The following is a 25,240-nucleotide window of genomic DNA, read 5'->3' on the forward strand; positions in this document are numbered from 1 at the left end:
GCTTGACGATCGTCTAGACAACGTACTAATGATGAGCCCGCGCGAGAGCCGCTGAAACGATCTGTGACCGCCCGATAGCAGGTCGGCGCGGAGGCTGACCAGAAATCAACACGTTCCGGTGTGAGGGAGTGCCCGTGTCGTTCGTGCTTCTGATCCCATTGTTGTTGCTCGCGGCTGCGCTGATCGTGTTGATCGGTCCCGACGAGACGCGCGATCTGCGGGCGAAGATCGCCGCCTATCCGATCGGAGCGGCCTGTTGCGGCGCCATCGGAACCCTCTATGTCGTCGCCGTGCAGGGGCCCATTTCCATTCGATTCTACGATCCGGGGTCGATGGCCTCACTCATTTTCCCGATCGGTTTCTACATCGATCGGCTGAGCGCCATTATGATGACGTTGATCGCGGGCGTGAGCACCCTGATCTTTGTCTACTCGACCGGCTACATGTATCAGGATCGCCACATGCGCCGGTATCTGGCCCTGATCTGCTTCACGGATTTTGTGCTGATCTGCATGGTTTCCAGCGCCAATCTGATGATGCTCTTTCTCTTTTGGCAGATCTTGAGCTATCTGCTCTATCTCCTCGCACACAATCATGAGCATGCGGCCACGCTCAAAGGCGCCTTCAACACGTTTACGCTGTTGCGCGTCGCCGATGCCGCCTTTCTGGCGGGAATCGTCCTGGCGTATCGCGTCTACGGCACGCTGGAATTTCAAGAACTCTTCGCGCGGGCCATTGAAAGGCCGGTCGCGCTCTCGCTCTGGCCCGGGATGGACATCAGCGCCGCGACGGCCGTCACCCTGCTCATCTTCGTCGGAGCCATGGGAAAATCCGCGCAGTTTCCGCTTCACTTCTGGCTGCCCCGATCGCTCTATGCGCCGACGCCCGTGCATGCCCTGCTCCACGCGGGGATCATCAATGCGGGCGGCTTCCTGATCAACCGGCTGGCGCCGCTCTTCGGGCTCAGCTCGACGACGCTCCATGTGGCCTTCGTCGTGGGGACGCTGACCGCGGTGCTGGGCGCCACCATGATGCTGGCGCAGAACGACATCAAGAAGACGCTCGGCTTCTCGACCATCGGCCAGATGGGCTACATGATCATGGAGTGCGGATTGGGCGCCTTCTCGCTGGCGGTGTTCCATCTGATCGCCCACGGGCTCTTCAAGGCGACGGTCTTCTTGAATTGCGGGAACGTCATTCATAAAGCCCGGCAGGAGCCGCACGTCCCCCATGTTGATCAGCAAGAGGAGGAAGAAAACTTCTCTCCGCTCACCTGGTCGACCGGATTCGTCACGACGCTCGTGATTCCCCTGGTCATTTTGCTGGTCACCCACGGAGTCCTGCGCATCCCGCTGCTCGAATCGCAGGGCACGGTCATCTTTCTCTTCTTCATTTGGCTGACCTCGTCACAGGCCATTTTGACGCTGACACGGTTACGCGCGATCGCCTCCTGGAAAGTGTCCTCGGCCATGCTCGTCACGCTGCTGTTCGTCGTCTTCGTCTATTTGTTTGCCGTCGAATCGTTCACCGCCTTCCTCTATCCCGATCCGGCCGAAGTCGCGTCCTACTTTCAAGCCGCCCATCTGCCCAAGTGGCTCTTCGAGAGCCTGGTGCTCATGGCGACGATCATGACCGTCCTCAGCTGGTGCTATCTCTACATGCAGGCTCACGGCCGGACGATCCGGATGCCGAAGTGGATTTCGCGCTGGAGTCAGGGCGGACGAAACGGATTGTATGTCCTGTTCATGAACCGCTTGTACGCCGACGAACTCTATCACCTGCTTGGACGGACGGTCATGCGCGTCGTCCATCGCTTCGACAAACGCGAACGCGGGTGGTCTCGATGATCGACGCGACCCTCATCCCTTGGATCGTGACGGGCGTCCCCCTGCTGGGCGCGGCATTGACCCCGGCGCTCTGGGCACACCCCCACCGGCTCATGGCCTGGTCGGTCGGCGTCTGCGCCGTCAGCCTGGCTTCCCTCGCGGGATTCGCCGGATTTCTGACCACCCCGCCCGAAGGCCTGCTCCTGCTTTTTTTGCTGCCGCTCGCCGCCGGGATGTCGCTCCTGGGCCAACCGCATCACCCGGACCATCGGACCTCCTGGGTCCTGACTCTGCTATTTCTGAGCCTGGGAATCGGCGCGCTGACCAGTCAGCCCGTCGTCGACAAACTGTTCCTGATGGCCATCCATGGCTTCGTCATTGTGTTGCTCTATCGCCATCACACGCCCCTCTGGCCCATCTCCTGGTGGGGCCTCGGGGCCTACACCCTCGGCGCCCTCTGCCTGTTGCTGACGCTGGTCGCCGCCCCGCCGCTGTCGTCGATGGCGGCGCTGCTGGCTTGTACGATTCTCCTGCCCGTCGTGCCCTTTCACGATGGACATCTCACCGCGCTGACCCGCCTGCCCGGCAATTTGCCGTCGTTCATGGTCCTGCTCTTCCCGGCACTCGGCCTACATAGCCTGGCCCCGCTTGCGGCGACCCTACCGGAGGCTGTCGTCTGGATGATGAGCTTCCTGGCCCTCGCCGGCACCCTCTATGGCGCGATCAAGGCGCTGGCTCAGTCGCGCGTACGACTCCTGCTGGCCTACAGCAGTCTCTCGTTCTTTTCGATGCTCTGGTGGTGTCTGGTGACCTCGCGCTCGGCCACGCCGCGCGCCGCGCTCTTCGTCGGCGCCGTCGGTCTCGTCATGTGCGGGCTCCTGGTTGCCTGGCAGATCATCCGCACGCGCTACGGCGACGACGTGGATCCGCAGGCCATCAGCGGACTGGCCTCGACCATGCCGCAATACGCCGTGCTGCTGTCGCTTCTGGCTCTCGCGGCCATGGGCTTGCCGCCGTTCGGCGTCTTCGCGGGCTTCATGGGCTTGCTGCTCTCGTCGACGGCGGCGTTTTCCGCCGGCATCATCGTCCTCATCTGTGCCTGGCTCGCGGCATCCTGGTACATCCTCGCTCTCGTGCAGGGGCTGCTGTTCGGAGCACGGCGGAGCGATTTACGGCATGCCGATTTACTCCAGACCGAACTGGTGTCCCTGATCATTCTCGTCTTGACCCTGCTCGCCCTGGGCGTGATGCCGATCAGCCTCTTCGGACCGGACCGGACAACGCCTCCGGCCGGCGCCCACTCAGGATCGCTCGTATGGAACCGATAAACCCGTCGATCGACATCGAATCCAAACGGATGGAGCTGCGCGGCGTGGTCCAGCTCGCTGGCGAAGTGATTGCGCAGTACTGGCCGATGCGGACCTTCGTCCACCACAATCCCCTCCATAGCCTCGAGTATCTCCCGTTTGAAGAGACCGCCCGGCGCGGCAAGCAATTCATGGGAGGACATAGTTATCTCCCCGGCACGCTCTATCGCGAGTATCTGAAATCGGGCCGGATCCAGCTCGCCCATCTCGACGCCGCCTTGCAGCCGCTCGTCTTGAACCGGGAGGTCACGATCGCCTCGCGCCCGATTACGCAGGGCGAGGTGCTGCGCGCCTGCCTGACGGAGGGACTCTGTGCGCCTGCGGCGGAACCGCTGGATGATCAGCTCCACGATCCGGCGCAAGCCGTGATCGACGTCGTCGCAGCCAGCCTGTCTTCCGAGTGGGCATTCCCCGATCTCCGCAAACGGATTCATCTCATCGTGGAGGGGGACCAGGCGGCGCTGGGCCGGTGGCTCACGCTGTCGCATTGGTGCGACGACACCTTCGGGACGCAGATCGTCCAGCAGATCAACCACGAACTCATAAAATGGTGCGAGGCCTTCCTGGACGAAGGCCATGCCACCTGGCCGATGCCGGGACGGGAGAAAGGGCTGTATCACGCCTGGAAAGACCTGGCGGCGCAGGAGTGGTCGCCCTGCGGCATCGCGGACAGCCGCAGAAAGATCGCGCAACTGCCCGACTATCCCGAAGACGCGTTGCTCCAGAGTCTCGACCGGCTCGGCATTCCGTCAGCGCTGCGCCAGGATTATTTATCGCTGCAATTGACCGCGCTGCCGGGCTGGGCCGGCTTCATCAAGTGGCGCGCAGAAGAGCGGGATTATCCCTGGCAGAAAGCCTACCCGGTCGGCCTCGTAAAATTTCTCGCCATCCGCCTCTGGTACGCCAGCGAGCTGGTCCAGAAAACCTGCCGCGACGAACTCGGCATCGACGGCCGTTACGACGCCGTCGTCGCCTATATGCGCGAGCACCCCGACGAATACTACTTGCGCCGCCAGCGGGTCGCCGGCCGGCTGCCGGCCTTGTATGCGGAGGAAGTGGACCGGCTCCGGCATCACAAGGGCAACGGCTGGGGTCGTGTGATGGAGCGGTACGCGGTCGAGGTGGTCCCGCGGCAGGAAATTGCCGCGCGCCGCGGCGCCGCCAAGCGGCTCGTGGCGTTGGCGCGCGCGCTGGAACTGGATCCTTCCGTTCTGGCCGAGACGCCGCACGCCGCGCTGAAGCAGCTCTTCGACTGGATGGAGTCGTTTCCCGAAGCGAATCATGGACCGGTGTGGCTCACAGCGTTGGAAACCGCCTACCAGCAGCGCCTGCTCGCCCAGTTGCGGACTCCGGCGCAGCAGCGCACCCTGCCGGCGGATCAGCCGGGCACGAGTCGCCCCTATTCGCAATCGGTCTATTGTATCGACGTGCGCTCCGAGCCGTTCCGCCGGCACCTGGAATCCACCGGCCCCCACGAGACCTACGGCTTCGCCGGATTCTTCGCGGCCTTCATTCGCTATCGCGCCTGGGGAAAGGAACACGACACCGAACAGTTCCCCGTCATCATGCGCGCGAAGAACGAGGTGCGGGAGATTCCCCGGAGTTACCTCGACCACAAGGTCTCGAAGCACGAAGCCCGCACCAAGTGGGTCCATGCGGGCCATACGCTGCTGCACGACTTGAAAGAAAACGTCGTGACCCCCTACGTCATGGTGGAATCGCTCGGCTGGTTCTACGGCCTCCCGATCTTCGGCAAGACCCTCCTGCCGTCGCTCTATCAGCGCTGGACCTCCTGGTTGCGGCGCCTGTTTGTGCCGGCCATCGCCACGACGCTGACCGTGGACAAGATGGCCCCGGCCGAGACCGCGGAAATGCTGGCGGCCGAGCACCACGCCGTCGTCAGAAAAGTGCTGCATGAGCATGCAGGATTGCGCAGCTCGCGCATCACCCCGGCTCTTGTCGAAGCCCTGCGCCAACAAGCGCTGAACGGCCAGGCCGACCTGGACTCGGCCCTCGTGGACGCGGCGAAGCCCGCCGACCTGACACCCGAGCTGCTGCGTCCCCTCGTCGACATCCTGCGCCGCCAATACGACCTCACCGCGCGCGCAGCCTCCCGTCAAAAAGAACGGATCACCCGGACCGGGTTTACCCTCGACGAACAGGCGCTCACCGTCGACACGGCGCTCCGGATGATGGGCCTGACGACCAACCTGGCCCGGCTGGTTATGATCTGCGCGCACGGCAGCACGTCCGAGAACAATCCCTATGAGTCGGCGCTGGATTGCGGCGCCTGCGGCGGCAACGAAGGAAAGCCCAATGCCCGGGTCCTGGCGATGATGGCGAACAACCCGCGCGTGCGCGAGCGGCTGGTCAAAATTAAACTGGTGATTCCGTCCGACACGCACTTTCTGGCCGGCCAGATGGATACGACAACGGATGAGGTCCGACTGTTCGATCTGGAAGATGTGCCTCCCACGCATCGCGCCGACCTGGCCCGGTTGCAGGAAGATCTCAAGGAAGCCTCCATCCTCACGAGTCAGGAACGCTGTGCGCGTTTCCCCGAGAATCAGCAACCGCTGGACGAGCAGGCTGCTGAATCGCACGTACGGAAACGGAGCGTGGACTGGAGTCAGGTCCGGCCCGAATGGGGCCTCTCCAGCAACACCGCGTTTGTGATCGGACGACGGGAATTGACCAAGGGGCTCAATCTCGAAGGGCGGGTGTTCCTGCAATCCTACGATGCGCGTCAGGATTCGAACGGCCGTCTCCTAGAAGTGTTGATGACCGGCCCGCAAGTCGTGGCGCAATGGATCAACATGGAGCATTATTTTTCCGCGGTGGACAACGACGTGTACGGCAGCGGCAGCAAGATCTACCATAACGTCGTGGGGCGGATCGGGATCATGTCGGGCCCCTGGAGCGACCTCCGTCTTGGATTGGCCAGACAAACCGTGATGAACGGCGATGTGCCCTACCACGAACCGATGCGGCTCCTGAGCATCGTAGAGGCGCCCCGCGAACGCATCGACAAGCTGATCGAGCGGCACGAAATTCTGCGGCACTATTATCATAACGAGTGGGTGCATCTTGTCGCCCTCGACCCCGATGACCAACTATGGTATCGGTATCGCCCCACGGGCGAATGGGTTCGACTCGACGGCGATCAGTAACGGACGAATTCACATGGACAGAGCCAGGAAAGGAGTGCACAGATGGGCGCGTTGACATTGCATCCGATGAAGGAAATCCGCGTGATCGTCGCGGGAGAACACGAGGCCTTCGTGACCGAGTTGCTGGATCGCGTCAAAGCGTCCGGCTATACCATCATCGGCAATTTGTCCGGCAAGGGGCATCACGGCATCCGTGAAGCCCATTTCATGTTCAGTGAGCAGGAAAGTCTTGAGATGATCATGACCGTCGTCCCCGAAGACAAGGTCGAGCCGATCCTCTCCGGCCTCCGGCCGCTGTTTGAAAAGCACTCCGGCGTGATGTTCGTCACGGACGTGTCGGTGAGCCGCCAGGAATACTTCGGGAAGAAGGCCAAAAGCGCCTAGCTGGAAAGGCAGCGCCTACCCTTGTCTTCCACGCCTCGACTTGTCTAGAATGGGCCCCTCGCATGAGGGAAGGGAAACGGCAATGAAGGGCTTACGCTTCGAACGCATCGGCAAAAATCGTTACTACAACGTGGTCTTCCACATCGGAAGCACCTACATTCCGGTCAGCGACGATACGGTCGAAGAACTCCGGACCCAGAGCCTGCTGCCCGCCGAGCGCTTCCTCGATCTCCTCGTCGACCGCGTCGGCTATTCCTCATACCTCAAAGATCAGATCCGCACTGAACTGAAATCCTCCGGCGATCCGGTCACCCAGATCACAGTCCTGCAGGGCGCCATCCGCGAACTCTAAGTCGGTTGCTGAAACAGGCGCCCAACTTCGTTCTCATCTCGAAAAATCCTCAACGTACCCCTGAGGGTACGCCTCCGGTATTTTCTCGCCTGCGGCCTCGTTGACCACCTGTTTGAGCAACCGCAAACTAACCGATAGTTCTTTGCGGTCTTGCTGGCGGAAATTTTGAGCAGCCGCTGGAATTCAGAAAGAAGAACAGACCACCCAGATTTACTTCGGGTTATTGATGTATGTGTAGCCCATGCGTTGCATGCAATTCTTTTCGATGATCGGTCCCTTGAAGGGCTCGTCACTCTTGTTGCGTTGGGAGTCCAAATAAGCCACTTGTTCGCAATGGGCAAAGTCGGCCTGGGTTTCCGCCTCAGTTCGCCCCGCCTGTTCCCAATGCCCGGAAGGGGTCGTCGCACAGCCCGACAACATGCCCATCAACATTGCAACATATACTGCCTTCATGATGTCTCCTCCTCCTGCTGCGACCATTGAGAGCCCTTAATAACTGATGGGTGCTACTCTATCTCCCTTAAGGGTACGACGCAACCTCTGGCACCTGAGTCCCTTGATGCAGCGCCGGATCATCGACGACAAAGGCGCATCGTGCGGCGGCGCAGCCTGGCTTGGTACTATCATGCTCGACAGCGCCGTCTTCGACCTCGTCGAGATCATGCAGGGAAAACATCACAGGATTTATGATCGTGCATTCGGCAAGGACAGCAAGTTCTGGAGTGAGGCGTCGCCCTACCACCGGCTGACGACCGCACCAGCGCCGATGTTGCTGGTCTGCCCCACACAGCGCAGCGACGCCTGCCCACAAGCCCAACCATTTGCGTCGAAGGTCGTCAAATTAGGCGGGCGAGTCGTGGTGCTACCGGTGGATATGAAGCACGGCGAGCTGAATAAAGAGCTGGGCCTCCCCAGCGACTACACCACCACGGTCGAAGGGTTCATGCGCTCGCTCGGCCTGGCCTGAAAACGGGCCCGACTGGCAGGGATGTCGAAGATCTTAAAAGCAATTTTTGGCGTAGGCACAAGACCCCGCATTTAATTTATTCTTCCGTAAAATAATCTGAGTCGATCCGTTTTATTTCGAAAGTCGCAGTCGTAGTTGTTCCCAATCCTTGATCAATCATCAATTCCGCAAGCATCCGTCCATCGATCAAAATGACTTTGGGATCTATAGTTTCAACATATCGCTTGGCGTCATCTGAAAACTTGCTAGTCGTTATAAATACACCCTTCTTTGCCCGCTTGCCGTGAAGTGCTCCGACAAACCTCTGTACTTCTGGCCTTCCAACCGAACCTTCCCAACGCTTGGCTTGAAGGTACACCAAGTCAAGCCCAAGTCGGTCTTCCTTAATGATTCCGTCAATGCCTTCATCTCCGCTACCACCGATAGACCTCCCGGCATCGGCACGAGATCCCCCATAGCCCATTGCAACCATCAGATCGACGACAAGCCTCTCAAAGAACTGTGGTGAGTTACTCGCAATTCTCTGGACGATCTGACTGGCTAGGTCACTCCGAATACTTTCGTAGGACTTTTGGAGCGTTTCTTCTGGTGTCTCACTAGTTGGCTCTACCTCTTCTTCCTTTGCCGCCCTGGGTTTATGAAATTCAACAAACTCCGGGTACTGGTTGAGAATCCTTATGTCTATTCTTTTATGCCCTACCTTATGAAGATCCAGTCCACGCTGAGTCACTTTGAAATACCCTCGGCGAGATGAATCGAGAACCTTGGCCTGCACAAAATAGCTCTTTGCCCAGGCGACACGATTATCGAACTTCCTTTGAGTTCCGCTTGGAAGTAACTCGTTCAGGTCTTCCTCTGAAAGAGCCATAATTTTAGCAATATACTCGCGAGCCTCCTGAATCGAGTGCTCCTTCCCATCCGCAGCAAGATCCAGCATTGGTCTGAAAAAGCTCTGGAAATCTGGTACAGGCATAAGACGTATCCTTTCGCTGAGGAGACTCTATGCTGCGACCCTGGGGTTGAGGAGGAAGCTACGTAGAGAATGCTTTCGATGCGAGAACGCAGCTGGCGGTCTTTTTCAGCGTCCTGCTAATCCGGAACCTGCCCTTCCTGGAACAGCTGATTCATGATGGCATTGCGCATTTCTGGGTCGCGGTAGTGCTTCACGGCTTTGGTGTAGTTTTCCATCGCGCTCTGGCGCTTGCCGCGGATGGCGTAGAGTTCGGCGATGCCGTGGTAGGCCCGGGGGTCTTCGTCGTTGCACTTCAGAGCGCGGCTGAATAATTCCTGCGCGTCCTGGAACTGCCGCTTTCTGAGCGCGAGCCAGCCGAGCGCCGAATGCGCCGAACCGAACTCGGGATTGGCTTCCTGCGCGTCACGATAAGACCGTTCGGCCAAATCCAACCGCCCGCGCGTTTCATACAACCCGCCCAACGCGAAGTGCACTTCGGCATCTTTCGGATTCAGTTTCAACGCCGTCTTATACGACTGCACGGCCGGTTCCATCTTGCCTTGTTCCGCCAGAGCGCAGGCGAGATTGGCGTGGGCGATATGATCTTCTGGATTGAGCTTGATGACTTCGCGATATTGCGGGATGGCCATTTCGAGCCGGCCCTGCTCCTGATAGGCCACGCCGAGATTGGTGCGGGCCGGGGCGTATTCCGGAGCGAGCCGCACGGCTTCGCGATATTCTTTGATCGCCATTTCGAGATGATTCGCCCGCTCATGGATCTGCGCGAGAAAGTAATGCGGGTAGGCGGACTCAGGGGTGAGCTTCGCCGCTTCTTTGTAGGACTTCATGGATTGTTCCGACTCGCCGGATTGAGCGAGGAACAGGCCCATGATCAGATGGGCGTGGGCATTCTCCTGCTGCCGCCCGACGAAGGCTTCCACCCACCGCTTGACCTCGGCAATGTCATCGGCTTCGTGCAGACAGCGCGCATGCGCCTGCCAGGCCTCGGCAAACTGTCCGCGCACGAGATGCACGGCGTTCATCGCAAAATGCGGGCGGGGATCTTTTTCCACCCCCGTCGGAAGATGGCGGGCCCAGGCCAGGGCCTCTTGCTCGGCGACGTCCCATTGCCCGGCGAGGAGCGCTGTTTCACATGGTGTTTGATGATCGGGCATGGCGTATCGGAATCTATCTGGTCAAGGTGTCTTCGATATCGGGGGATGTGGCCTGGATACGGTCTCCGAGCATCGGATACCGCGCGGCCAGCTTCTGTTTCATCAGCCAGGCGACGGTGCGATAGGACCAGTGGCCCTTCACGCCTGAGCGAAGCTTGGCGATGTATTCGGCCTCGGCATAGTCCATCTTGAAGAGGCAGCGGACTTTGAACCCGAAGGGGATGGCATAGAGCGACCCTTCAGCGCTGGTCTTCTTGAGCTGTTCGATGTCGATGCGGACGGCATCCATGGCCTGCCGGTATTCTGAATCCAGGCCCGCCTGCACCAACGGCGGCGGCACGTCGTAGCCGTGGATCGTCGTGAAGTTCTGCTGGATCTGCTGGCAGCGCCGGTGCCGGTGCATGTCGCGCCAGCCGCCGATGTCCATCAGGATGTCGAAGGTGAAGGCGTAGCCGCTGCGGAATTCCTTGATCAGTTCGTCGTAGGGACCCCGTGCACTCATGCCGACGTCGATGGCATCCTGCTTCTGCTTGTCGGTCCAGTCGCGAACGACGGCGAGGATCTTGCGATACGGCGCGTGCGTCGCGCGATAGAGTAATGTCGTGACGATTTCATCGATCGGGTCGTGGCCTTCGATCAGCTCGACCGATTCCTGTTCGCCCCAGGTTGACGGTTGATCCAGGCCCGTTCCCTTGAGGGCCCCTTTCGCGTACCGGCCCAGCTCCTGATACACCGAGGATTGATAGTCGTTCGGCTTGGCATGGCGCGCGAGAGTCGGAGCCATCGGCTCGGTCATGCCCGCCGCCTGGCCGCTCAACTCGCCCCACACGTTCATGGGGGCGCGCTGGCAGGCATCCTTGAGGTCGTCGGCAATGAGGCGCAGCTCCGGCAATTGCGAAGAGAGCAGGCGCGTGATCTGCTTTTCCAACGTCCTGATGCTCACGACCTGCCCGACGTTGGTCTTCGCCGCCAACGGCAGGAGATAGCGCGTGACGTCGAACGCCCGCGCAGCAATCGTGCGTTGGTAATCGGCCGGCTTCATCGATTCGGGGCGCGGTTCGCGCTCGGTGAGAAACTGGGTCAGCTGTGGATGCAGGAGACGATAGACCTCGGACAGGCTCCGCAAGATCCCTTCGTAGGTGCCTTCGGTCTCCGTCCCGCGCAGGGAGTCCGGGATATACCAGCTGCCCGAGGCAAAATTTTGATAGCGGCTCGATTTCGCCTGCCCGTCCCACAACGGTTCGTCTTCGAGGCGGATGGCGGCGAGTTCGGAAATGTTTTCAAAACAGATGATGACGTGGCCGAGGTCGGCGATCGACGCATGGCCGTAATCGAAATAAAACTGGTCCCAGAATTTTTCCGACGAGTGGCCGTGGACCCACTTGATGCTGCTCTCGATGGAGTCGGGCGAGCGGCTGTACCGCGCCAGGGCATAGGCGGATTTCTCCGGTGGCATGGGCGCCACGGCGATCACGCGCCGGCTGGATTGATCCTGACTCATCGACCCGAAGACCTCACGAGGCTGCTGACAATCACGAGGGCCGAACTATACCCCCCGACTGTCTGAGGCGCAAGGCCGCTCCGTTGACTTGGCTCAGAATGCGCCGCTATAGTCCCGACGTTTTGCGTATGGTGAGGATCGACGATGATCAAAGGCATCAAGGGCGTCAAAGATCTGCTTCCGGAAGAGACCCCGCGCTGGCGCCTCATCGAAGAGAAGGCGCGGTTCTGGGCCTCGACGTTCGGCTTTCACGAAATCCGTGTGCCGATTTTCGAAGTGACAACGCTCTTTGCCCGCAGTATCGGGGCGTCGACGGACATCGTCGAAAAAGAAATGTATACGTTTCAGGACCGGGACGGCACGTCGCTGACCTTGCGCCCCGAGGGAACGGCCGGAACGGTCCGGGCCTACATCGAACATAATCGCGCGGCCGATCCGCTCCCCCAGAAATATTGTTACCTCGGGCCGATGTTCCGCCACGAGCGGCCGCAAGCCGGGCGTTTGCGGCAATTTCATCAGTTCGGCGTGGAATCCTTCGGCATGGCCGATCCGCGGGCGGATGTTGAAACGATCGCCTTGCTCTGGCAGTTGCTTTCCGATCTGCAACTCCCCGCGCTGACCCTGGAAATCAATAATCTCGGGTACACGAGCGACCGGGAGGCCTATCGACCGGTTCTGGTGGCTTATCTCCGCCAACAGGAAAGCCAGCTCTGTGCCAATTGCGTCCGGCGCATTGAGACGAATCCCTTGCGCGTGCTGGATTGCAAGGTGCCGGCCTGTCGAACCGCCACAGATGCTGCGCCGACGCTGGCCGGTTCGATGGCGGAACCGGCCACGACCTATTTTACGAAGGTGCTGGAGGGGCTTCAGGCGATCGGCATTCCCTATCAGTTGAATCATCGACTGGTCAGGGGATTGGATTATTACTGCCTGACGACGTTTGAAGTCACGACCACCAGTTTAGGAGCTCAGAACGCGGTCGGCGCCGGTGGGCGCTATGATGGTCTGGTTGAGACCTTGGATGGCCCTAAGACGCCGGCTGTCGGCTTCGCGGTGGGAATTGAGCGTATCTCTATGATGCTGCCGGAAACCGTTACTCCGCCCTCTGTCGGAGATAAGACGGTCTATGTAGCGGCTTTCGGCGACCGTGCCGCCCTTGAAGGATTGAAGATTCTCCAAGACCTCCGTCTGGCCGGTATTCGAGCGGTGACGGATTTCCGTTCAGCGACCTTGAAAGCTCACCTCCGCCAGGCGGATCGTTTTACTTGTCGCTATACCCTTATTCTCGGTGATGACGAACTCGATAAAGGTTCAGCCATTCTCAGAAATATGGAAACGAAAGATCAACAAGATCTTCCTCTTCCAACGATTGTCGCCGCTCTTTCCGCACGAGTTCTGACCTCCTAATTCACCAGTTTTTGCGGTTGACTTTCCCTTCAAAAATTCGTAGGCTCACCCTCTGGATAATTATTATAAGTCGTTGATTATTTAATATAAATATCTGTGAATTACCTATGAATTCAAAGAAGCTCGGACTGCTTCTTTCAGTCCCTCCGACACATAGAAGCGTGGAGACGGTCTATCGTCTGTCACGCGCGGCTCTTGAGCGCAAGACCGAGGTGTATTTGTACCTCATCGACGAAGGGGTAAAGAATATTTCCGACGCCCGGTATCAGGAACTGGCGACGGATGGTGTGAAGCTCTTTGCCTGCGCCTATGGATGCCAACAGCATCATGTCTCGACCGATGGGATCCATTCCAAGATCTCGTTATGCGGACTGGTTGTCCTCTCCGGGATTATCGATGCCTGTGATCAATTTTTAGCCTTTACCTGATTTGAAGGTCTCTACCCGACGATGGCGAAGAAAATTGCTGTGGTGATCAGAGAAGATCCCCGTCAAACCCACCGGCCAGTGGAAGCCCTGCGTATTGCGCTCGGACTTGTCGCCGGGACCCATGACACGACTGTGGTACTTCTCAATGAGGCAGTTCGACTGCTTTCAGACGATCTCGACGATGTGATTGATATGGAGATTCTAGAAAAGTACCTCCCGTCAATTGAACATCTTGAGATGCCATTTATCGTGCAATCGGATGCCGATCGATCGTTGATACAAAGTCAGTTTGCTGTCCAATATCAGACGGCTGACTCTATTCGACACTTTTTGACGGACGTCGATCGAACTCTGGTGTTTTGATCTTCACTGTAAGGGGAACGCTGTGGCAGCCTGTCTGTATCTTCTCCGGGAGCCTGTAACGGGGATCGAATCCAGTCTTTTCACCTCTCAGGAGTCCGGATATGTACTTCTAGAAGAAGGATTGCCTGCTTCTTCTACCAGCTTTGCCGAGCATGTGCGGAAAGACGGTCGAAACGACTCTTTAACTTCCGTCAAGGTAGCGGACCAAGATCTCTTGGATTTGGTGTTTGCCCATACGAAGGTTATTCTGCTCTGACTTCTTATTATCTTTACCAAGATAAGAAACTCGTAGGAGTAGTCGGAGTCGTAGTAGTAAGAAGAATAGTGGGAATAGCTCGTACGTTGTTGGAAAGATAGAACAATAGAGACAGACTCCTGTCTGATGAGTTTGTGGATTTCCTCTGTATGAACCGCCTGAGTTGGGTGGTATAGGGTGTGTGTAGAAGTGGATAAGGAAAATCCAACTCGACAATATACGGGGGTACGTGGTAATCAGCGATTCCTTTCAGGTCAGAAATTACTCGGAATTTTGAAGAGGGATGCCAGGTTGTCCACAGGTGTGTATAAGCCTGTGTATAGGAATTTTAAAGGGTTATGAGTATCGACACGGTTTGGCAAGAGGCGCTTCACTTTATCCAAGGGAAGGTACCGAAGCAGGTGTACGACACCTGGTTCACTCCGGTACACCTGGATCGGATTGAGGACTCGACAGCCCATATTGGTGTTCCGAATAAGTTCTTTGGCGATTGGCTGGGCACCCACTATGGTCCGCTTCTCGCCGAAGCGGTCTCGGCTGCGCGTGGAGGTGGAGATGTCGCCGTCTCTTTCCTGGTCGATCAGAAATCGGCCAAGCAGCAGGATCAGGCTGCGGTCGCGACGGCTGCCAAGACCGTCACCCAGCCTAAGCCGCGGCGGGGGATTCAGCTCAACCCCAAGTACATTTTTAAGAATTTTGTCGTCGGCGCCGGGAACCAGTTCGCGCATGCCGCCTGTATGGCGGTTGCTGAACAGCCGGGGAAAGCGTACAACCCCCTCTTTATCTATGGGGGGGTGGGGCTTGGAAAGACGCACTTGCTGAATGCGATCGGCAATCATGTGGCGGAACGAACCGATCTCCGGATCGCCTATCTGACGACCGAGCAATTCACCAACGAGGTCATCAACTCGATCCGCTACGACAAGATGATGGACTTGCGGAAGCGCTATCGGCATATCGACATGCTGATGATCGACGACATCCAGTTTTTGGCCGGCAAAGAGCGGACGCAGGAAGAGTTCTTTCATACGTTCAATGCGTTGTACGAAGGACACAAACAGATCGTCCTCTCCAGCGACCGGTTTCCGAAAGACATGCCGGATATCGAAGAGCGGCTCCGGTCCCGCTTCGAATGGGGGCTCATCGCCGACCTGCAGCCGCCCGATGTTGAAACGCGGATCGCCATCTTGCGGAAGAAGTCCGAGGATGAGGGGATCCAGCTTCCCGAGGATGTGATCCAGTATCTTTCGACCACGCTGAAGAGCAATATTCGTGAGCTCGAAGGCAGCCTGGTGCGATTGGGAGCCTTTGCGTCGCTCACGGGGCAGAAGATTACGCTGGAGATGGCCAAGACGGTCCTGCGCGATCTCATCGGCGACAAGAAGAAGATCGTGGCGATGGAAGATATCCAGGATGTGGTCTGCACCCAGTTTCACGTGAAGATCAACGAGCTGAAGTCCCGCCGTCGAAGCAAGACGCTGGTCCATCCGCGGCAGATCGCCATGTATCTCTGCCGCGAACTGACCGATGCCTCGTATCCGGAGATCGGCCGTCATTTCGGCGGCAAGGACCATACGACGATTATCCATGCCTGCCGCCAGGTGGCGAAGGCGAAGGACGCGGATCCGGCCATGCAGACGACGTTGGAAAAACTGAAGGAACAGATCCTACGGGGTTGAGGTCGTCCTGTTGAGGGAGAAGACACTATGAAGGTACGCATCGGGCGCGATGAACTGTTGACGGGTCTCCAGCGTGTGCAAGGCGTGGTGGAGAAACGGAACACCATGCCGATTCTCTCCAACATTCTGCTGGAAGCCAAACAGGACGGGGTTGAGATTGTCGCGACAGACCTGGAAATCGGCATGCGCGGACTCTATAAGGCCACGGTGCTGCAACCGGGCGGTGTGACCGTCTCGGCGCGCAAACTGTATGAAATCATCAAGGAGTTGAAGGCCGGCGAGATCGAGTTGACCTCGGGCGACAACAATTGGACGACGATTCAAGCGGGCAAGAGCCAGTTCAAGATCGTCGGGCTGCCCAGTTCCGAGTACCCTGCCCTGCCGGTGATCGATCGCGAGGGCTTGATTCCGCTCTCCGGCGCCGGGCTGTTGGAACTGATCCGGAAAACGTTGTTTGCCGCAGGGGACAATGATGCGCGCTATATTCTGAACGGCCTGCTCGTGACCCTGGTCGTCACGGACAAGAAGACCTCGCTCCGGCTTGTGGGTACCGACGGCCATCGTCTGGCCGTGACGGAACAGGAAGTGGGCAAAGCCGGCAAGGGCGGGCCTCAGGAAATTAAAGCCATTGTTCCGAAGAAAGCGGCGCAGGAAATGCGACGGCTGTTGGAAGAGGGGGGCGAAGGCGAACCGCTGATCGGGTTTACCAAGAACCTCATGATCTTCCGGAAAAGCGGCCTGCTCATGACCTCGCGCTTGATGGAAGGGAACTATCCCAACTATCAGCAGGTCATCCCCAAAGAGGGCGGCAAGAAGATCAGTGTGAACCGCCTCGAATTGGAAAGCGCGTTGCGGCGTGTGTCGGTCCTGTCGAAAGACAAGGCGAACGCCGTGAAACTCTCTTTTGCGCCGGGCCATATGGTCCTGTTTTCGAGCAACCCGGACTACGGAGAAGCGACCGAGGAGTTGCCGGCGACCTATGACGGTGAGGCGCTGCAGACCGGATTCAACGCCCGGTATCTCCTGGACGTCTTCAGTGTGATGGACAGCGAAACCATCACGTTGCAGATGGACACGCCGCTCAGCCCGTGCTTGATTCAGGAAGCCGAGAATCCTGGGTTCAAGTGTGTCGTGATGCCGATTAAAATCTAATTGGATGCTGAACATGCTCCCCAGCGGCGTTCTCGGCTCGAAGAAATCCTCAACGTACCCCAGAGGGTACGCTTCCGGTTTCTTCTTGCCTGCGGCCTTGCCGGATGAGCACGTTGAGCATACGCAGCGGAACTCGACCAGAGAGTAGGAGACGGATGGCCACGAACGAGTCAATCAGCAAGCCCAAGTCAGACAGTTACAACGCCGACCAGATCAAAGTCCTCGAAGGTCTCGATGCCGTGCGGAAACGCCCGGCGATGTACATCGGCAGCACCGGCGTCGACGGCCTCCACCATCTCGTCTATGAAGTCGTCGACAACAGCGTCGACGAGCACATGGCTGGATTCGGGGAGACGATCGAGGTCACGATTCACATCGACGGGAGTGTCACCGTCGTCGACAACGGCCGGGGCATTCCGACCGGCATGCACTCCACGCAAAAGAAATCCGCGGCCGAGGTGGCGCTGACCGTGCTCCATGCCGGCGGAAAGTTCGAGCAGGGCGCCTATACCGTCTCGGGCGGTCTGCACGGGGTGGGCATTTCCGTGGTCAACGCGCTCTCCGAATGGCTGGAGTTGGAAATCTGGCAGGACGGCCAGGTGTTTACACAACGGTATCAGCGCGGCAAACCCGATGCCCCGCTCCAGATGACCGGAAAGACCAAGCGGCGCGGCACTCAGGTCACCTTCAAGCCGGACGGACAAATCTTCGAGACGCTTGAATTCAGCTTCGACATTCTCGCGCAACGGCTGCGCGAACTGGCCTTTTTGAATAAGGGCCTGGAGATCTCGCTGAAGGATGAGCACAAAGAAAAAGAACAGATTTTCAAGTACAAGGGCGGTATCGTCTCCTTCGTCGAGCACCTCAACGAAGCCAAGACGCCGATCCATAAGCCGATCTATGTCAATGTCGAAAAGCCCGACATGATCCTGGAGCTGGCGCTGCAATACAACGACAGCTATGCGGAGAATCTGTTTTCTTTCGCCAACAACATCAATACGAAAGAAGGCGGAACGCATCTCGTCGGCTTCAAGGCGGCGCTGACGCGCACGATCAACAGCTACGCAAACGCCAACGATCTGCTCAAGAAAGAGACTGAATCCTTGAGCGGCGACGACGTGCGTGAAGGGTTGACGGCGGTCGTCAGTGTGAAGGTGCGCAATCCGCAGTTCGAAGGGCAGACGAAGGCCAAGCTCGGCAATAGCGAAGTGAAGGGCATCGTCGAAGCGGCGGTCAACGAGGCGCTCGGCACCTATTTCGAGGAGAATCCGGCGGTCGCCAAAAAGATCATCGGCAAGGCCATCGATGCGGCCCGGGCGCGCGAAGCCGCCCGCAAGGCCAAGGAACTGATTCGCCGGAAGAGCGCGCTTGATGGAGGCTCGTTGCCCGGCAAGTTGGCGGACTGCGCCGAGAAAGATCCGGCGCTGAGCGAGCTCTACATCGTCGAGGGAGATTCGGCCGGCGGTTCCGCCAAGCAGGGCCGCGACCGGAAGTACCAGGCCATCCTCCCGCTCAAGGGCAAAATCCTCAACGTGGAAAAAGCCCGGTTCGACAAGATGCTCTCCAGCGACGAAATCCGCACCTTGATCATGGCGCTCGGCACCGGCATCGGCCGTCGACGGGAAGAAGGCGACAAGCCCGAGAAAGATTCGTTCGACATCGCCAAGGCGCGCTATCACAAGATCATTCTCATGACCGACGCCGACGTCGACGGAAGCCATATCCGGACCCTGTTGCTGACGTTCTTCTTCCGCCAGATGCCGGAGCTGCTGGAGCGCGGGTATATCTACATCGCCCAGCCGCCGCTCTTCAAAGTGAAGAAGGGCAAGTCGGAAAAGTATTTGAAGGACGAAGGGCTCCTGAACGAGCACCTGGCCGATCTCGCCGTCGAGGAGGTCGAGGTCTATGTGGAAAACACTCAGGGATACATCACGGGTCGCCGGCTCCTGCCGGTGCTGAAAAAGCTGGTCGCCTTTGAAACGTTTCTGTCTCGCCTGAACAAGAAGCATCATGAAGCCAATATCCTTCGGGCCTTCGTGGACGAGCCCGGCCTGGATCGCGAACTGCTCAAGGATCAGGCGGCGCTCAGGACAGTGGTAGCCAATGCCAAGCGGGTGTTGGAAGCCATCTATCCCAAGGCGACCGCGGAGCTGACCATCGTCGAGGACGAGGAGCATCAATCCAACAAAGTGATCTGCCGGATCACGAGCAACGGCATCGTGCTGAGCATGAATCTGACGCACGAAGTCGTCGGGTCGGCCGATTTCCGCGAACTCCAGAAACTAGCACCCTCCACCATCGGGCTGGGACGCGCGCCCTACAAGCTGAAAGCGAAGGGGCAGGAGCAGCAGTTCTCCGGCACGGCCGACCTGGTGAAGACGATCATTGAGATCGGCAAGCAGGGGCTGGGCATTCAGCGGTACAAAGGTCTGGGGGAAATGAATCCGTCGCAGTTGTGGGAGACCACGATGAATCCGGAAACCAGGACCCTGCTCAAAGTGAAGCTGGAAGATGTGCCCGGCGTGGATGAAATCTTTACGATCTTGATGGGCGACGAGGTCGAGCCTCGCCGCAATTTCATTCAGGCGCACGCGCTCGAAGTCAGAAATTTAGATGTGTAGTGATGTGACGCACTCGCGTCATTTGTTACGAGGAGTTCTGAATGCCCGCAGATGAACGGCTCGGTTATATAGCGATCGAAGATGAAATGAAGTCGTCGTACCTCGACTACGCCATGAGCGTGATCGTAGGGCGGGCGCTTCCGGATGTGCGCGACGGGCTCAAGCCGGTCCATCGCCGGATTCTCTTCGGCATGAACGAAATGGGCCTGGCCCACAATCGCGCTTATCGCAAGTCGGCCAAGATCGTCGGCGAGATCATGGGTAACTACCATCCCCATGGCGACTCGGCGATCTACGACACGCTGGTGCGCATGGCGCAGGACTTCAACATGCGCTATCCGCTGGTCGACGGCCAGGGGAACTACGGGTCGATGGACGGCGATTCTGCCGCCGCTATGCGGTACACCGAAGCGCGCATGACGAAGCTAGCCGAGGAGCTACTCGCCGATATCGACAAGGAGACAGTCGATTTCGGTCCCAACTACGATGAGTCCTTGCAAGAACCGCTTGTGCTTCCGACGCGAGTCCCGAATCTGCTGATCAACGGGGCCGGCGGGATTGCGGTCGGCTACGCGACCAACATTCCCACGCATAATCTGGGCGAAGTCATCGACGGGTTGTTGCTCTTGATCGAGAACCCCGATGTGACCATCGCTCAATTGATGAAGAAGATTCCCGGCCCCGACTTCCCCACCGCGGGATTCATTTATGGGATGAGCGGGATCAAGGATGCATACGAGACCGGCCGCGGGCTGTTGAAGGTACGCGCCAAGGTCAACGTGGAGTCGGATGAGCGTACCGACCGTGAACGGCTGATCGTTACGGAGGTGCCTTACCAGGTCAACAAGGCCAAGCTCATCGAGAAGATTGCCGAGCTCGTGCAGGATGAACGGATCAAGGGCATTGCCGACCTGCGGGATGAATCGTCGGACCGCGAAGGAGTGCGTGTTGTCATTGAACTCAAGCGTGGCGAAATCCCGCTGATCGTCTTGAACAATCTCTTCAAGCACACGCAGCTGGAAACGACCTTCGGCGTGATCATGCTCGCGCTGGTCAATAACCGTCCGGAGGTGCTGAACCTCAAACAGATTCTGTCCCATTTCCTGGATCACCGGCGCGAAGTGATTGTGCGCCGGACCGCGTACGAACTCCGAAAGGCCGAGGAGCGCGCCCATATTCTCGAAGGGCTGAAGATTGCCCTCGACAATCTGGATGCGGTGATCGCTCTCATTCGCCGCGCGCAGTCGCCCGACGAAGCCCGCGCGGGATTGATGAGCCAGTTCGGGTTGAGCGAGATCCAGGCTTCCGCCATTCTGGAAATGCGGCTGCAGCGCCTCACGCAGCTGGAGCGCCAGAAGTTGATCGAGGAATACAAAGACGTGCTGAAGCAGATCGAGTATCTGAAGTCCATTCTGGCGAGCCCGGCCCTGGTGCGGAAGATCATTCAGGACGAGCTTGCGGAAGTCCGCGAGGCCTATAAAGATGAGCGGCGGACCCAGATTGTCAAAGAAGAAGCGGAGATCAGCCTCGAAGATCTGATCGCCGAAGAAGAAGTCGTCGTCACGATCTCCCATACCGGCTACATCAAGCGGAATGCCGTCTCGCTCTACCGCGCGCAACGCCGGGGCGGAAAAGGCAAGATCGGGATGGGGATCAAAGACGAAGACTTCGTCGAGACGCTGTTCACGGCGTCGACGCACGACTCTCTGCTCTTCTTTACCGATGCCGGGAAAGTGTTCTGGCTCAAGGTGCACGAGATTCCCGAAGCCAGCCGCGGCGCCAAGGGCAAGGCCCTGGTGAATTTGCTGGCGCTGTCGAAAGATGAAAAGGTGACAGCCACGATGCCCGTGAAGGAGTATCGAGACGATCGCTTCGTAGTCATGGCGACGAAGCAGGGCGTGATCAAGAAGACGGAATTGTCGGCCTACAGCAATCCGCGCCAGGGAGGCATCATTGCCCTATCGCTGGATCAGGGCGATAAGCTCATTGCGGTGCATGTGACGGACGGGTCGCGCGAAATGCTGCTGGGTACGAAGCAAGGCATCACGATCCGCTTTAAAGAAGAAGATGTCCGGTCGATGGGCCGGACCGCCCACGGCGTCAAGGGTATTACGCTGGAACCAGGCGACGAAGTGATCGGTATGGAAACGATTACACCCGATTCGACGACCGCGATTTTGACCGTCACGGAAGGCGGGTATGGGAAGCGCACGCCGGTGAATGATTACCGAGTCCAAGGTCGCGGCGGAAAAGGCATCATCAGCGTCAAGACCACGGAGCGGAACGGCTTGGCGGTCGGCTTCCTCCAAGTGCGCGAAGGCGACGAAATCATGTTGATGGCGGCGAAGGGCAAGTTGCTGCGCTGTAAAGTCGACGACATTCGAGAAGTCGGCCGGAATACCCAAGGTGTACGGGTGCTGGACCTCGACGGCGATGATGATCGCGTCGTGGGGGTGGCCCGGTTGGCAGAAGTGGTAGAGGCGATCCCCGAGGATCAACCGGAGGCCTAGCCCAGCGGCCTGTCTCGCCGCACAAGTCTTTCATGCACGAGCAGGCACCTTTCTCAACGCTCCCTGCCGGTCCCAAGGCCAAAAAGCCGTTGGATACGGTCGTGAAACTGGCGCTCGCGGTCTTCGTCGGGTCGTTCGCGCTCATTTGGGGCGGCATGTATCTCAGTCGCCCGGACCGGTCGATTCCTCCCTATAGCGTCGGATCGCAAAACGGCCATCTTGTCGCGACGCATGTGCCTCCGGGAACCACCGACCAGCAGATCGAGACCTTGTTGAACCGGTTTCGAAAGGTGGGGCACCAGACCCACGATTTCGGCCCTATGAAGATCCGGCCCACGACGCCGGACGATGCCGGCAGCCGGTATCGGCGCATGCTCGTGTATGTGTTCGATGATGACGGGTGGACCGATCCCGAGATGCTCGCGAAATATGTGGCCGGCGACGCCACGATCGCCAAAGAGTTCGAGAAGTCCGTTCGCGGATATTATCGACTGCACGATGAGGAGGAGGAGGGTGGCGTCGGCCCTCTGCCCAAGGCGGGCGAACTCTCGGCGGCCACGCGCGTGCTGTTCAAGGGACGCGTGACGGATCCCCTTCCGGTGGAAGCGGAATCGCCAGAGAAGGATAATTCGATATCACCTCTCTAAAGCGCTGGCGGATACCGGGGTCCTGAATGGCAGAGGCATGGGCTGCGAACTCGGCCAGCTCTTGGTCGGACGCACCGGTGTTTTGAGGGGTCGGAGCCGCCGGAGCGGGCTCCGGTTGCTGCGAAGGAATCTCGCCTACGCGCAGCACAATGTCCGTCAGAAGTTCCGATCCGGCCTCGGTATTTAGTTTGGCTAAGAGGGCGGGCTTAAGGAACGTCAGTTGCTGGAGCCACACGGAATTTTCGACGAGCAGATAGAGTTTGTGGAAGCGGATCTGGACGGGCCAGGTATGCGAGCCGATCGGTTCTCCGACGAGGGCCGGCCACTGTTGCTGGATGCGTACCTCGATGAGCCGCGTTTCCAAGCCGAGTTGTTTGGCCACGCTGGAGAGGATCGTACCGAACGAGACGAGAGGACCGGAGCTAACCATAGGCCATCTTAGGCTTGGAGCGCGAAGAGGGTCAAGGCATCGAACGAGTCAGAGCGATATGTCGAAAGAAAAAGAGGATCAATACAAAGCCGTCGTCACGAACCGGAAAGCGTATCACGACTATTTCATCGAAGAGAAGTTCGAAGTCGGGATTGTGCTGTTAGGCACCGAGGTCAAGTCTCTTCGGGACGGACGCGTGAATCTGCTGGACAGCTATGCGTCGGTGCGCGACGGAGAGGTCTTTCTGCACCATTGCCATATCAGCCCCTATAGTCATGGCAATATGATGAATCACGATCCGATGCGGGTGCGGAAGCTGCTCCTGCACAAGAAAGAGATCAACAAGCTGCTCGGCAAGACGCAACAGAAAGGGCTGACGCTCATCCCTCTCCGCCTGTACTTCAACGACCGAGGTCGCGCGAAGCTGGAACTTGGATTGGCAAAAGGGAAGAAGCTCTACGATCGACGAGAAACCATCAAGACGCGCGAAGCCGGACGCGAGGTCGAACGGGCCATCAAAGACCGGAAGTAGGTTTTCGCCCCGATTCCCCACGGCTCACGGCGCATGCAGAGCCATTTCCATCGATCATAAGCATTGGATTCAGTGTGAGTAATTGGCCTTAACGGCACGGGTATTTTTGCGACTTGACTTTAGTCCTAGTTAGAACTATCTTCCTGGGGTGACCGTTCAGCTAACTCACTTTGGGGGTGCCATATGAAGGCGTTCTTTCGAACAGATGATGGGTGGTCCGGTATGATCCTGCGGCTCACGTTGGGTCTGGTGATGTTCCCGCACGGAGCGCAGAAACTGCTTGGCTGGTATGGTGGATTCGGTTTCGACGGCACGATGGGGTTCTTTACCCAGAAGCTGGGTTTGCCCTGGATCATTGCTCTCCTGGTCATCATTGGAGAGTTTTTCGGAAGCCTCGGTCTGGTAAGTGGATTCCTGACGAGGTTCAGTGCGGGTTCTCTCATCGTCATCATGCTCGGGGCCGTCACGATGGCCCATCTGCCCCACGGGTTTTTTATGAACTGGTTCGGGCAGCAACAGGGTGAAGGCTACGAGTATCATCTCTTAGTGATCGGCATTGCAGCGGCGCTGCTGGTAACCGGGGGCGGGAAATGGTCGGTGGACGGGAAGCTGGCGGAACGGTTCTGACGCACACACGAAAGGAGTAACGGCGATGTTTGTCGTACTTGGTGCTACCGGACACACAGGATCGGCGGTTGTGGAAACGTTACTGGCGCGCAAGCAGCCGGTGCGGGTCGTTGTGCGCTCAGTGGATAAAGGTGCCGCATGGAAAGCGAAGGGGGCGGACGTTGCGGTTGCGTCGCTGGAAGATATCTCCGCGATGACCAAAGCCTTGGCGGGCGCGAACGACGTCTACCTGCTGGTTCCACCGAACTACGGGGCAACGGCCTGGCTCTCCGAACAACGGCAACGGATGGATCAGGCCGCGGAAGCTGTGAAGACCAGCGGAGTCCCGCACGTCGTCTTTCTATCATCTGTCGGCGGCCACATTGCGGGGGGCACCGGGCCGATCCGGGCCGCTCGTTACGGAGAACAGGCACTGGGAGCCGTCGCGAAGAATCTGACCATCCTGCGCCCCTGTTATTTTATGGAGAACTGGGCGCCGGGAATCGGCATGGCGAAGGGCCAGGGTCTGCTGCCGACCTTCATCGCACCGACAGCCAGGGTGCCGATGATTTCGACCAGGGATATCGGCCGCACGGGAGCGGAACAGTTGATTGCGGGCGGCCGGGGTAAACAGGTTATAGAGCTGGCAGGACCGGAAGAGTACAGTCCCAATGATGTGGCAGCCGCACTCGGACAGATTTTGGGGAAGTCGGTGTCGGCGCAACATGCGCCGCTCAACGCGGTGGTGCCGATGTTCACGTCGTTCGGGTTCTCCATGGAAGCGGCTACCTTATTCGAAGAGATGTACGCAGCCTTTGCGAAGGGCGCGATCGGGTATGAACATCCCGAGCGACTCGTGCGGGGCACCGTCACGCTTGCCGAGGCTTTGCGAAGCCTGGCGTAAGAAAGGAGGCC

The 25,240-nt window shown here is 58.6% G+C and carries 22 protein-coding genes; 17 read left to right on the forward strand and 5 right to left on the reverse strand.

What is annotated here, in order from left to right; translation table 11 throughout:
- Nucleotides 1–134: 134 nt before the first annotated feature.
- From Q7U39_15380 to Q7U39_15400, 5 genes are all read left to right on the forward strand, one after another.
- Nucleotides 135–1,847, forward strand: a complete 1,713-nt coding sequence (locus Q7U39_15380) for a proton-conducting transporter membrane subunit (protein MDO9119343.1) — start codon at nucleotides 135–137, stop codon at nucleotides 1,845–1,847.
- Nucleotides 1,844–3,154, forward strand: coding sequence for a proton-conducting transporter membrane subunit (locus Q7U39_15385; protein MDO9119344.1), 1,311 nt, complete (start codon nucleotides 1,844–1,846; stop codon nucleotides 3,152–3,154). The genes Q7U39_15380 and Q7U39_15385 overlap by 4 nt, the downstream gene beginning before the upstream one ends.
- Entirely contained in the window at nucleotides 3,142–6,363 is a 3,222-nt protein-coding gene (locus Q7U39_15390) for a DUF2309 domain-containing protein (GenBank protein ID MDO9119345.1), read from the forward strand. The genes Q7U39_15385 and Q7U39_15390 overlap by 13 nt, the downstream gene beginning before the upstream one ends.
- A 42-nt stretch (nucleotides 6,364–6,405) precedes the next feature.
- Entirely contained in the window at nucleotides 6,406–6,747 is a 342-nt protein-coding gene (locus tag Q7U39_15395) for a P-II family nitrogen regulator (GenBank protein ID MDO9119346.1), read from the forward strand.
- 82 nt (nucleotides 6,748–6,829) lie between these two features.
- Nucleotides 6,830–7,099, forward strand: coding sequence for a hypothetical protein (locus tag Q7U39_15400; protein ID MDO9119347.1), 270 nt, complete (start codon nucleotides 6,830–6,832; stop codon nucleotides 7,097–7,099).
- A gap of 210 nt (nucleotides 7,100–7,309) precedes the next feature.
- Here the strand turns inward: Q7U39_15400 and Q7U39_15405 are convergent, their stop codons facing one another.
- A complete protein-coding gene (locus Q7U39_15405) occupies nucleotides 7,310–7,552 on the reverse strand; it encodes a hypothetical protein (protein MDO9119348.1) in 243 nt (80 codons plus the stop codon).
- 106 nt (nucleotides 7,553–7,658) lie between these two features.
- Between Q7U39_15405 and Q7U39_15410 the strand changes: the two genes are divergently transcribed.
- A complete protein-coding gene (locus Q7U39_15410; GenBank protein MDO9119349.1) occupies nucleotides 7,659–8,066 on the forward strand; it encodes a hypothetical protein in 408 nt (135 codons plus the stop codon).
- A 76-nt stretch (nucleotides 8,067–8,142) separates the two neighbouring features.
- Here Q7U39_15410 and Q7U39_15415 read toward each other — a convergent pair whose 3' ends face one another.
- The 3 genes from Q7U39_15415 to Q7U39_15425 form a co-directional block, all read right to left on the reverse strand.
- Nucleotides 8,143–9,039, reverse strand: a complete 897-nt coding sequence (locus Q7U39_15415; GenBank protein ID MDO9119350.1) for a restriction endonuclease — start codon at nucleotides 9,037–9,039, stop codon at nucleotides 8,143–8,145.
- Nucleotides 9,040–9,155: 116 nt separating this feature from the next.
- Nucleotides 9,156–10,193, reverse strand: a complete 1,038-nt coding sequence (locus Q7U39_15420; GenBank protein ID MDO9119351.1) for a tetratricopeptide repeat protein — start codon at nucleotides 10,191–10,193, stop codon at nucleotides 9,156–9,158.
- A gap of 13 nt (nucleotides 10,194–10,206) precedes the next feature.
- Nucleotides 10,207–11,694: an FAD-dependent thymidylate synthase gene (locus tag Q7U39_15425; protein ID MDO9119352.1), complete on the reverse strand. Its 1,488-nt coding sequence runs from the start codon at nucleotides 11,692–11,694 to the stop codon at nucleotides 10,207–10,209.
- A gap of 144 nt (nucleotides 11,695–11,838) precedes the next feature.
- Between Q7U39_15425 and hisS the strand changes: the two genes are divergently transcribed.
- The 8 genes from hisS to Q7U39_15465 all read left to right on the forward strand — a co-directional run bounded on the left by hisS (nucleotide 11,839) and on the right by Q7U39_15465 (nucleotide 22,757).
- A complete protein-coding gene (gene hisS, locus Q7U39_15430) occupies nucleotides 11,839–13,101 on the forward strand; it encodes a histidine--tRNA ligase (protein MDO9119353.1) in 1,263 nt (420 codons plus the stop codon).
- Between the two features lie 107 nt (nucleotides 13,102–13,208).
- Nucleotides 13,209–13,529 carry a DsrE family protein gene (locus Q7U39_15435; protein ID MDO9119354.1) on the forward strand — a complete coding sequence of 107 codons (321 nt, stop codon included), beginning with the start codon at nucleotides 13,209–13,211 and terminating at the stop codon, nucleotides 13,527–13,529.
- Between the two features lie 21 nt (nucleotides 13,530–13,550).
- On the forward strand, nucleotides 13,551–13,892 hold the full coding sequence (locus tag Q7U39_15440; protein MDO9119355.1) for a hypothetical protein: 342 nt from the start codon (nucleotides 13,551–13,553) through the stop codon (nucleotides 13,890–13,892).
- A 594-nt stretch (nucleotides 13,893–14,486) separates the two neighbouring features.
- Nucleotides 14,487–15,827, forward strand: coding sequence for a chromosomal replication initiator protein DnaA (gene dnaA / locus Q7U39_15445; GenBank protein ID MDO9119356.1), 1,341 nt, complete (start codon nucleotides 14,487–14,489; stop codon nucleotides 15,825–15,827).
- Nucleotides 15,828–15,854: 27 nt separating this feature from the next.
- On the forward strand, nucleotides 15,855–16,979 hold the full coding sequence (gene dnaN, locus Q7U39_15450) for a DNA polymerase III subunit beta (protein ID MDO9119357.1): 1,125 nt from the start codon (nucleotides 15,855–15,857) through the stop codon (nucleotides 16,977–16,979).
- A gap of 155 nt (nucleotides 16,980–17,134) precedes the next feature.
- Nucleotides 17,135–19,600: a DNA topoisomerase (ATP-hydrolyzing) subunit B gene (gene gyrB, locus Q7U39_15455; protein MDO9119358.1), complete on the forward strand. Its 2,466-nt coding sequence runs from the start codon at nucleotides 17,135–17,137 to the stop codon at nucleotides 19,598–19,600.
- Between the two features lie 41 nt (nucleotides 19,601–19,641).
- Nucleotides 19,642–22,110, forward strand: coding sequence for a DNA gyrase subunit A (gyrA, locus tag Q7U39_15460; protein ID MDO9119359.1), 2,469 nt, complete (start codon nucleotides 19,642–19,644; stop codon nucleotides 22,108–22,110).
- 32 nt (nucleotides 22,111–22,142) lie between these two features.
- On the forward strand, nucleotides 22,143–22,757 hold the full coding sequence (locus Q7U39_15465; protein MDO9119360.1) for a hypothetical protein: 615 nt from the start codon (nucleotides 22,143–22,145) through the stop codon (nucleotides 22,755–22,757).
- On the opposite strand, the gene Q7U39_15470 is transcribed toward Q7U39_15465, so the two are convergent.
- Entirely contained in the window at nucleotides 22,681–23,187 is a 507-nt protein-coding gene (locus Q7U39_15470) for a DUF721 domain-containing protein (protein MDO9119361.1), read from the reverse strand. The genes Q7U39_15465 and Q7U39_15470 overlap by 77 nt on opposite strands.
- A gap of 58 nt (nucleotides 23,188–23,245) precedes the next feature.
- Between Q7U39_15470 and smpB the strand changes: the two genes are divergently transcribed.
- From smpB to Q7U39_15485, 3 genes are all read left to right on the forward strand, one after another.
- On the forward strand, nucleotides 23,246–23,719 hold the full coding sequence (gene smpB, locus Q7U39_15475) for an SsrA-binding protein SmpB (GenBank protein MDO9119362.1): 474 nt from the start codon (nucleotides 23,246–23,248) through the stop codon (nucleotides 23,717–23,719).
- 183 nt (nucleotides 23,720–23,902) lie between these two features.
- Complete coding sequence (locus tag Q7U39_15480) at nucleotides 23,903–24,346, forward strand: DoxX family protein (GenBank protein MDO9119363.1); 444 nt, start codon at nucleotides 23,903–23,905, stop codon at nucleotides 24,344–24,346.
- A 25-nt stretch (nucleotides 24,347–24,371) separates the two neighbouring features.
- Complete coding sequence (locus Q7U39_15485) at nucleotides 24,372–25,229, forward strand: NAD(P)H-binding protein (GenBank protein ID MDO9119364.1); 858 nt, start codon at nucleotides 24,372–24,374, stop codon at nucleotides 25,227–25,229.
- Nucleotides 25,230–25,240 lie beyond the last annotated feature (11 nt).

The organism is Nitrospira sp. (genome assembly GCA_030653545.1).
GTDB lineage: Bacteria > Nitrospirota > Nitrospiria > Nitrospirales > Nitrospiraceae > Nitrospira_D.

Bases quoted from the DNA above. Each gene is read 5' to 3' on its own strand.
- Q7U39_15470 (MDO9119361.1), bottom strand. From the start codon at position 23,187: ATGGTTAGCTCCGGTCCTCTCGTCTCGTTCGGTACGATCCTCTCCAGC.
- Q7U39_15420 (MDO9119351.1), bottom strand. From the start codon at position 10,193: ATGCCCGATCATCAAACACCATGTGAAACAGCGCTCCTCGCCGGGCAA.
- dnaA (MDO9119356.1), top strand. From the start codon at position 14,487: ATGAGTATCGACACGGTTTGGCAAGAGGCGCTTCACTTTATCCAAGGG.
- Q7U39_15435 (MDO9119354.1), top strand. From the start codon at position 13,209: ATGAATTCAAAGAAGCTCGGACTGCTTCTTTCAGTCCCTCCGACACAT.
- Q7U39_15390 (MDO9119345.1), top strand. From the start codon at position 3,142: ATGGAACCGATAAACCCGTCGATCGACATCGAATCCAAACGGATGGAG.
- dnaN (MDO9119357.1), top strand. From the start codon at position 15,855: ATGAAGGTACGCATCGGGCGCGATGAACTGTTGACGGGTCTCCAGCGT.
- Q7U39_15485 (MDO9119364.1), top strand. From the start codon at position 24,372: ATGTTTGTCGTACTTGGTGCTACCGGACACACAGGATCGGCGGTTGTG.
- smpB (MDO9119362.1), top strand. From the start codon at position 23,246: ATGTCGAAAGAAAAAGAGGATCAATACAAAGCCGTCGTCACGAACCGG.
- Q7U39_15385 (MDO9119344.1), top strand. From the start codon at position 1,844: ATGATCGACGCGACCCTCATCCCTTGGATCGTGACGGGCGTCCCCCTG.
- gyrB (MDO9119358.1), top strand. From the start codon at position 17,135: ATGGCCACGAACGAGTCAATCAGCAAGCCCAAGTCAGACAGTTACAAC.
- Q7U39_15465 (MDO9119360.1), top strand. From the start codon at position 22,143: ATGCACGAGCAGGCACCTTTCTCAACGCTCCCTGCCGGTCCCAAGGCC.
- Q7U39_15410 (MDO9119349.1), top strand. From the start codon at position 7,659: ATGCAGCGCCGGATCATCGACGACAAAGGCGCATCGTGCGGCGGCGCA.
- Q7U39_15425 (MDO9119352.1), bottom strand. From the start codon at position 11,694: ATGAGTCAGGATCAATCCAGCCGGCGCGTGATCGCCGTGGCGCCCATG.
- Q7U39_15480 (MDO9119363.1), top strand. From the start codon at position 23,903: ATGAAGGCGTTCTTTCGAACAGATGATGGGTGGTCCGGTATGATCCTG.
- Q7U39_15395 (MDO9119346.1), top strand. From the start codon at position 6,406: ATGGGCGCGTTGACATTGCATCCGATGAAGGAAATCCGCGTGATCGTC.
- Q7U39_15405 (MDO9119348.1), bottom strand. From the start codon at position 7,552: ATGAAGGCAGTATATGTTGCAATGTTGATGGGCATGTTGTCGGGCTGT.
- hisS (MDO9119353.1), top strand. From the start codon at position 11,839: ATGATCAAAGGCATCAAGGGCGTCAAAGATCTGCTTCCGGAAGAGACC.
- Q7U39_15400 (MDO9119347.1), top strand. From the start codon at position 6,830: ATGAAGGGCTTACGCTTCGAACGCATCGGCAAAAATCGTTACTACAAC.
- gyrA (MDO9119359.1), top strand. From the start codon at position 19,642: ATGCCCGCAGATGAACGGCTCGGTTATATAGCGATCGAAGATGAAATG.
- Q7U39_15440 (MDO9119355.1), top strand. From the start codon at position 13,551: ATGGCGAAGAAAATTGCTGTGGTGATCAGAGAAGATCCCCGTCAAACC.
- Q7U39_15415 (MDO9119350.1), bottom strand. From the start codon at position 9,039: ATGCCTGTACCAGATTTCCAGAGCTTTTTCAGACCAATGCTGGATCTT.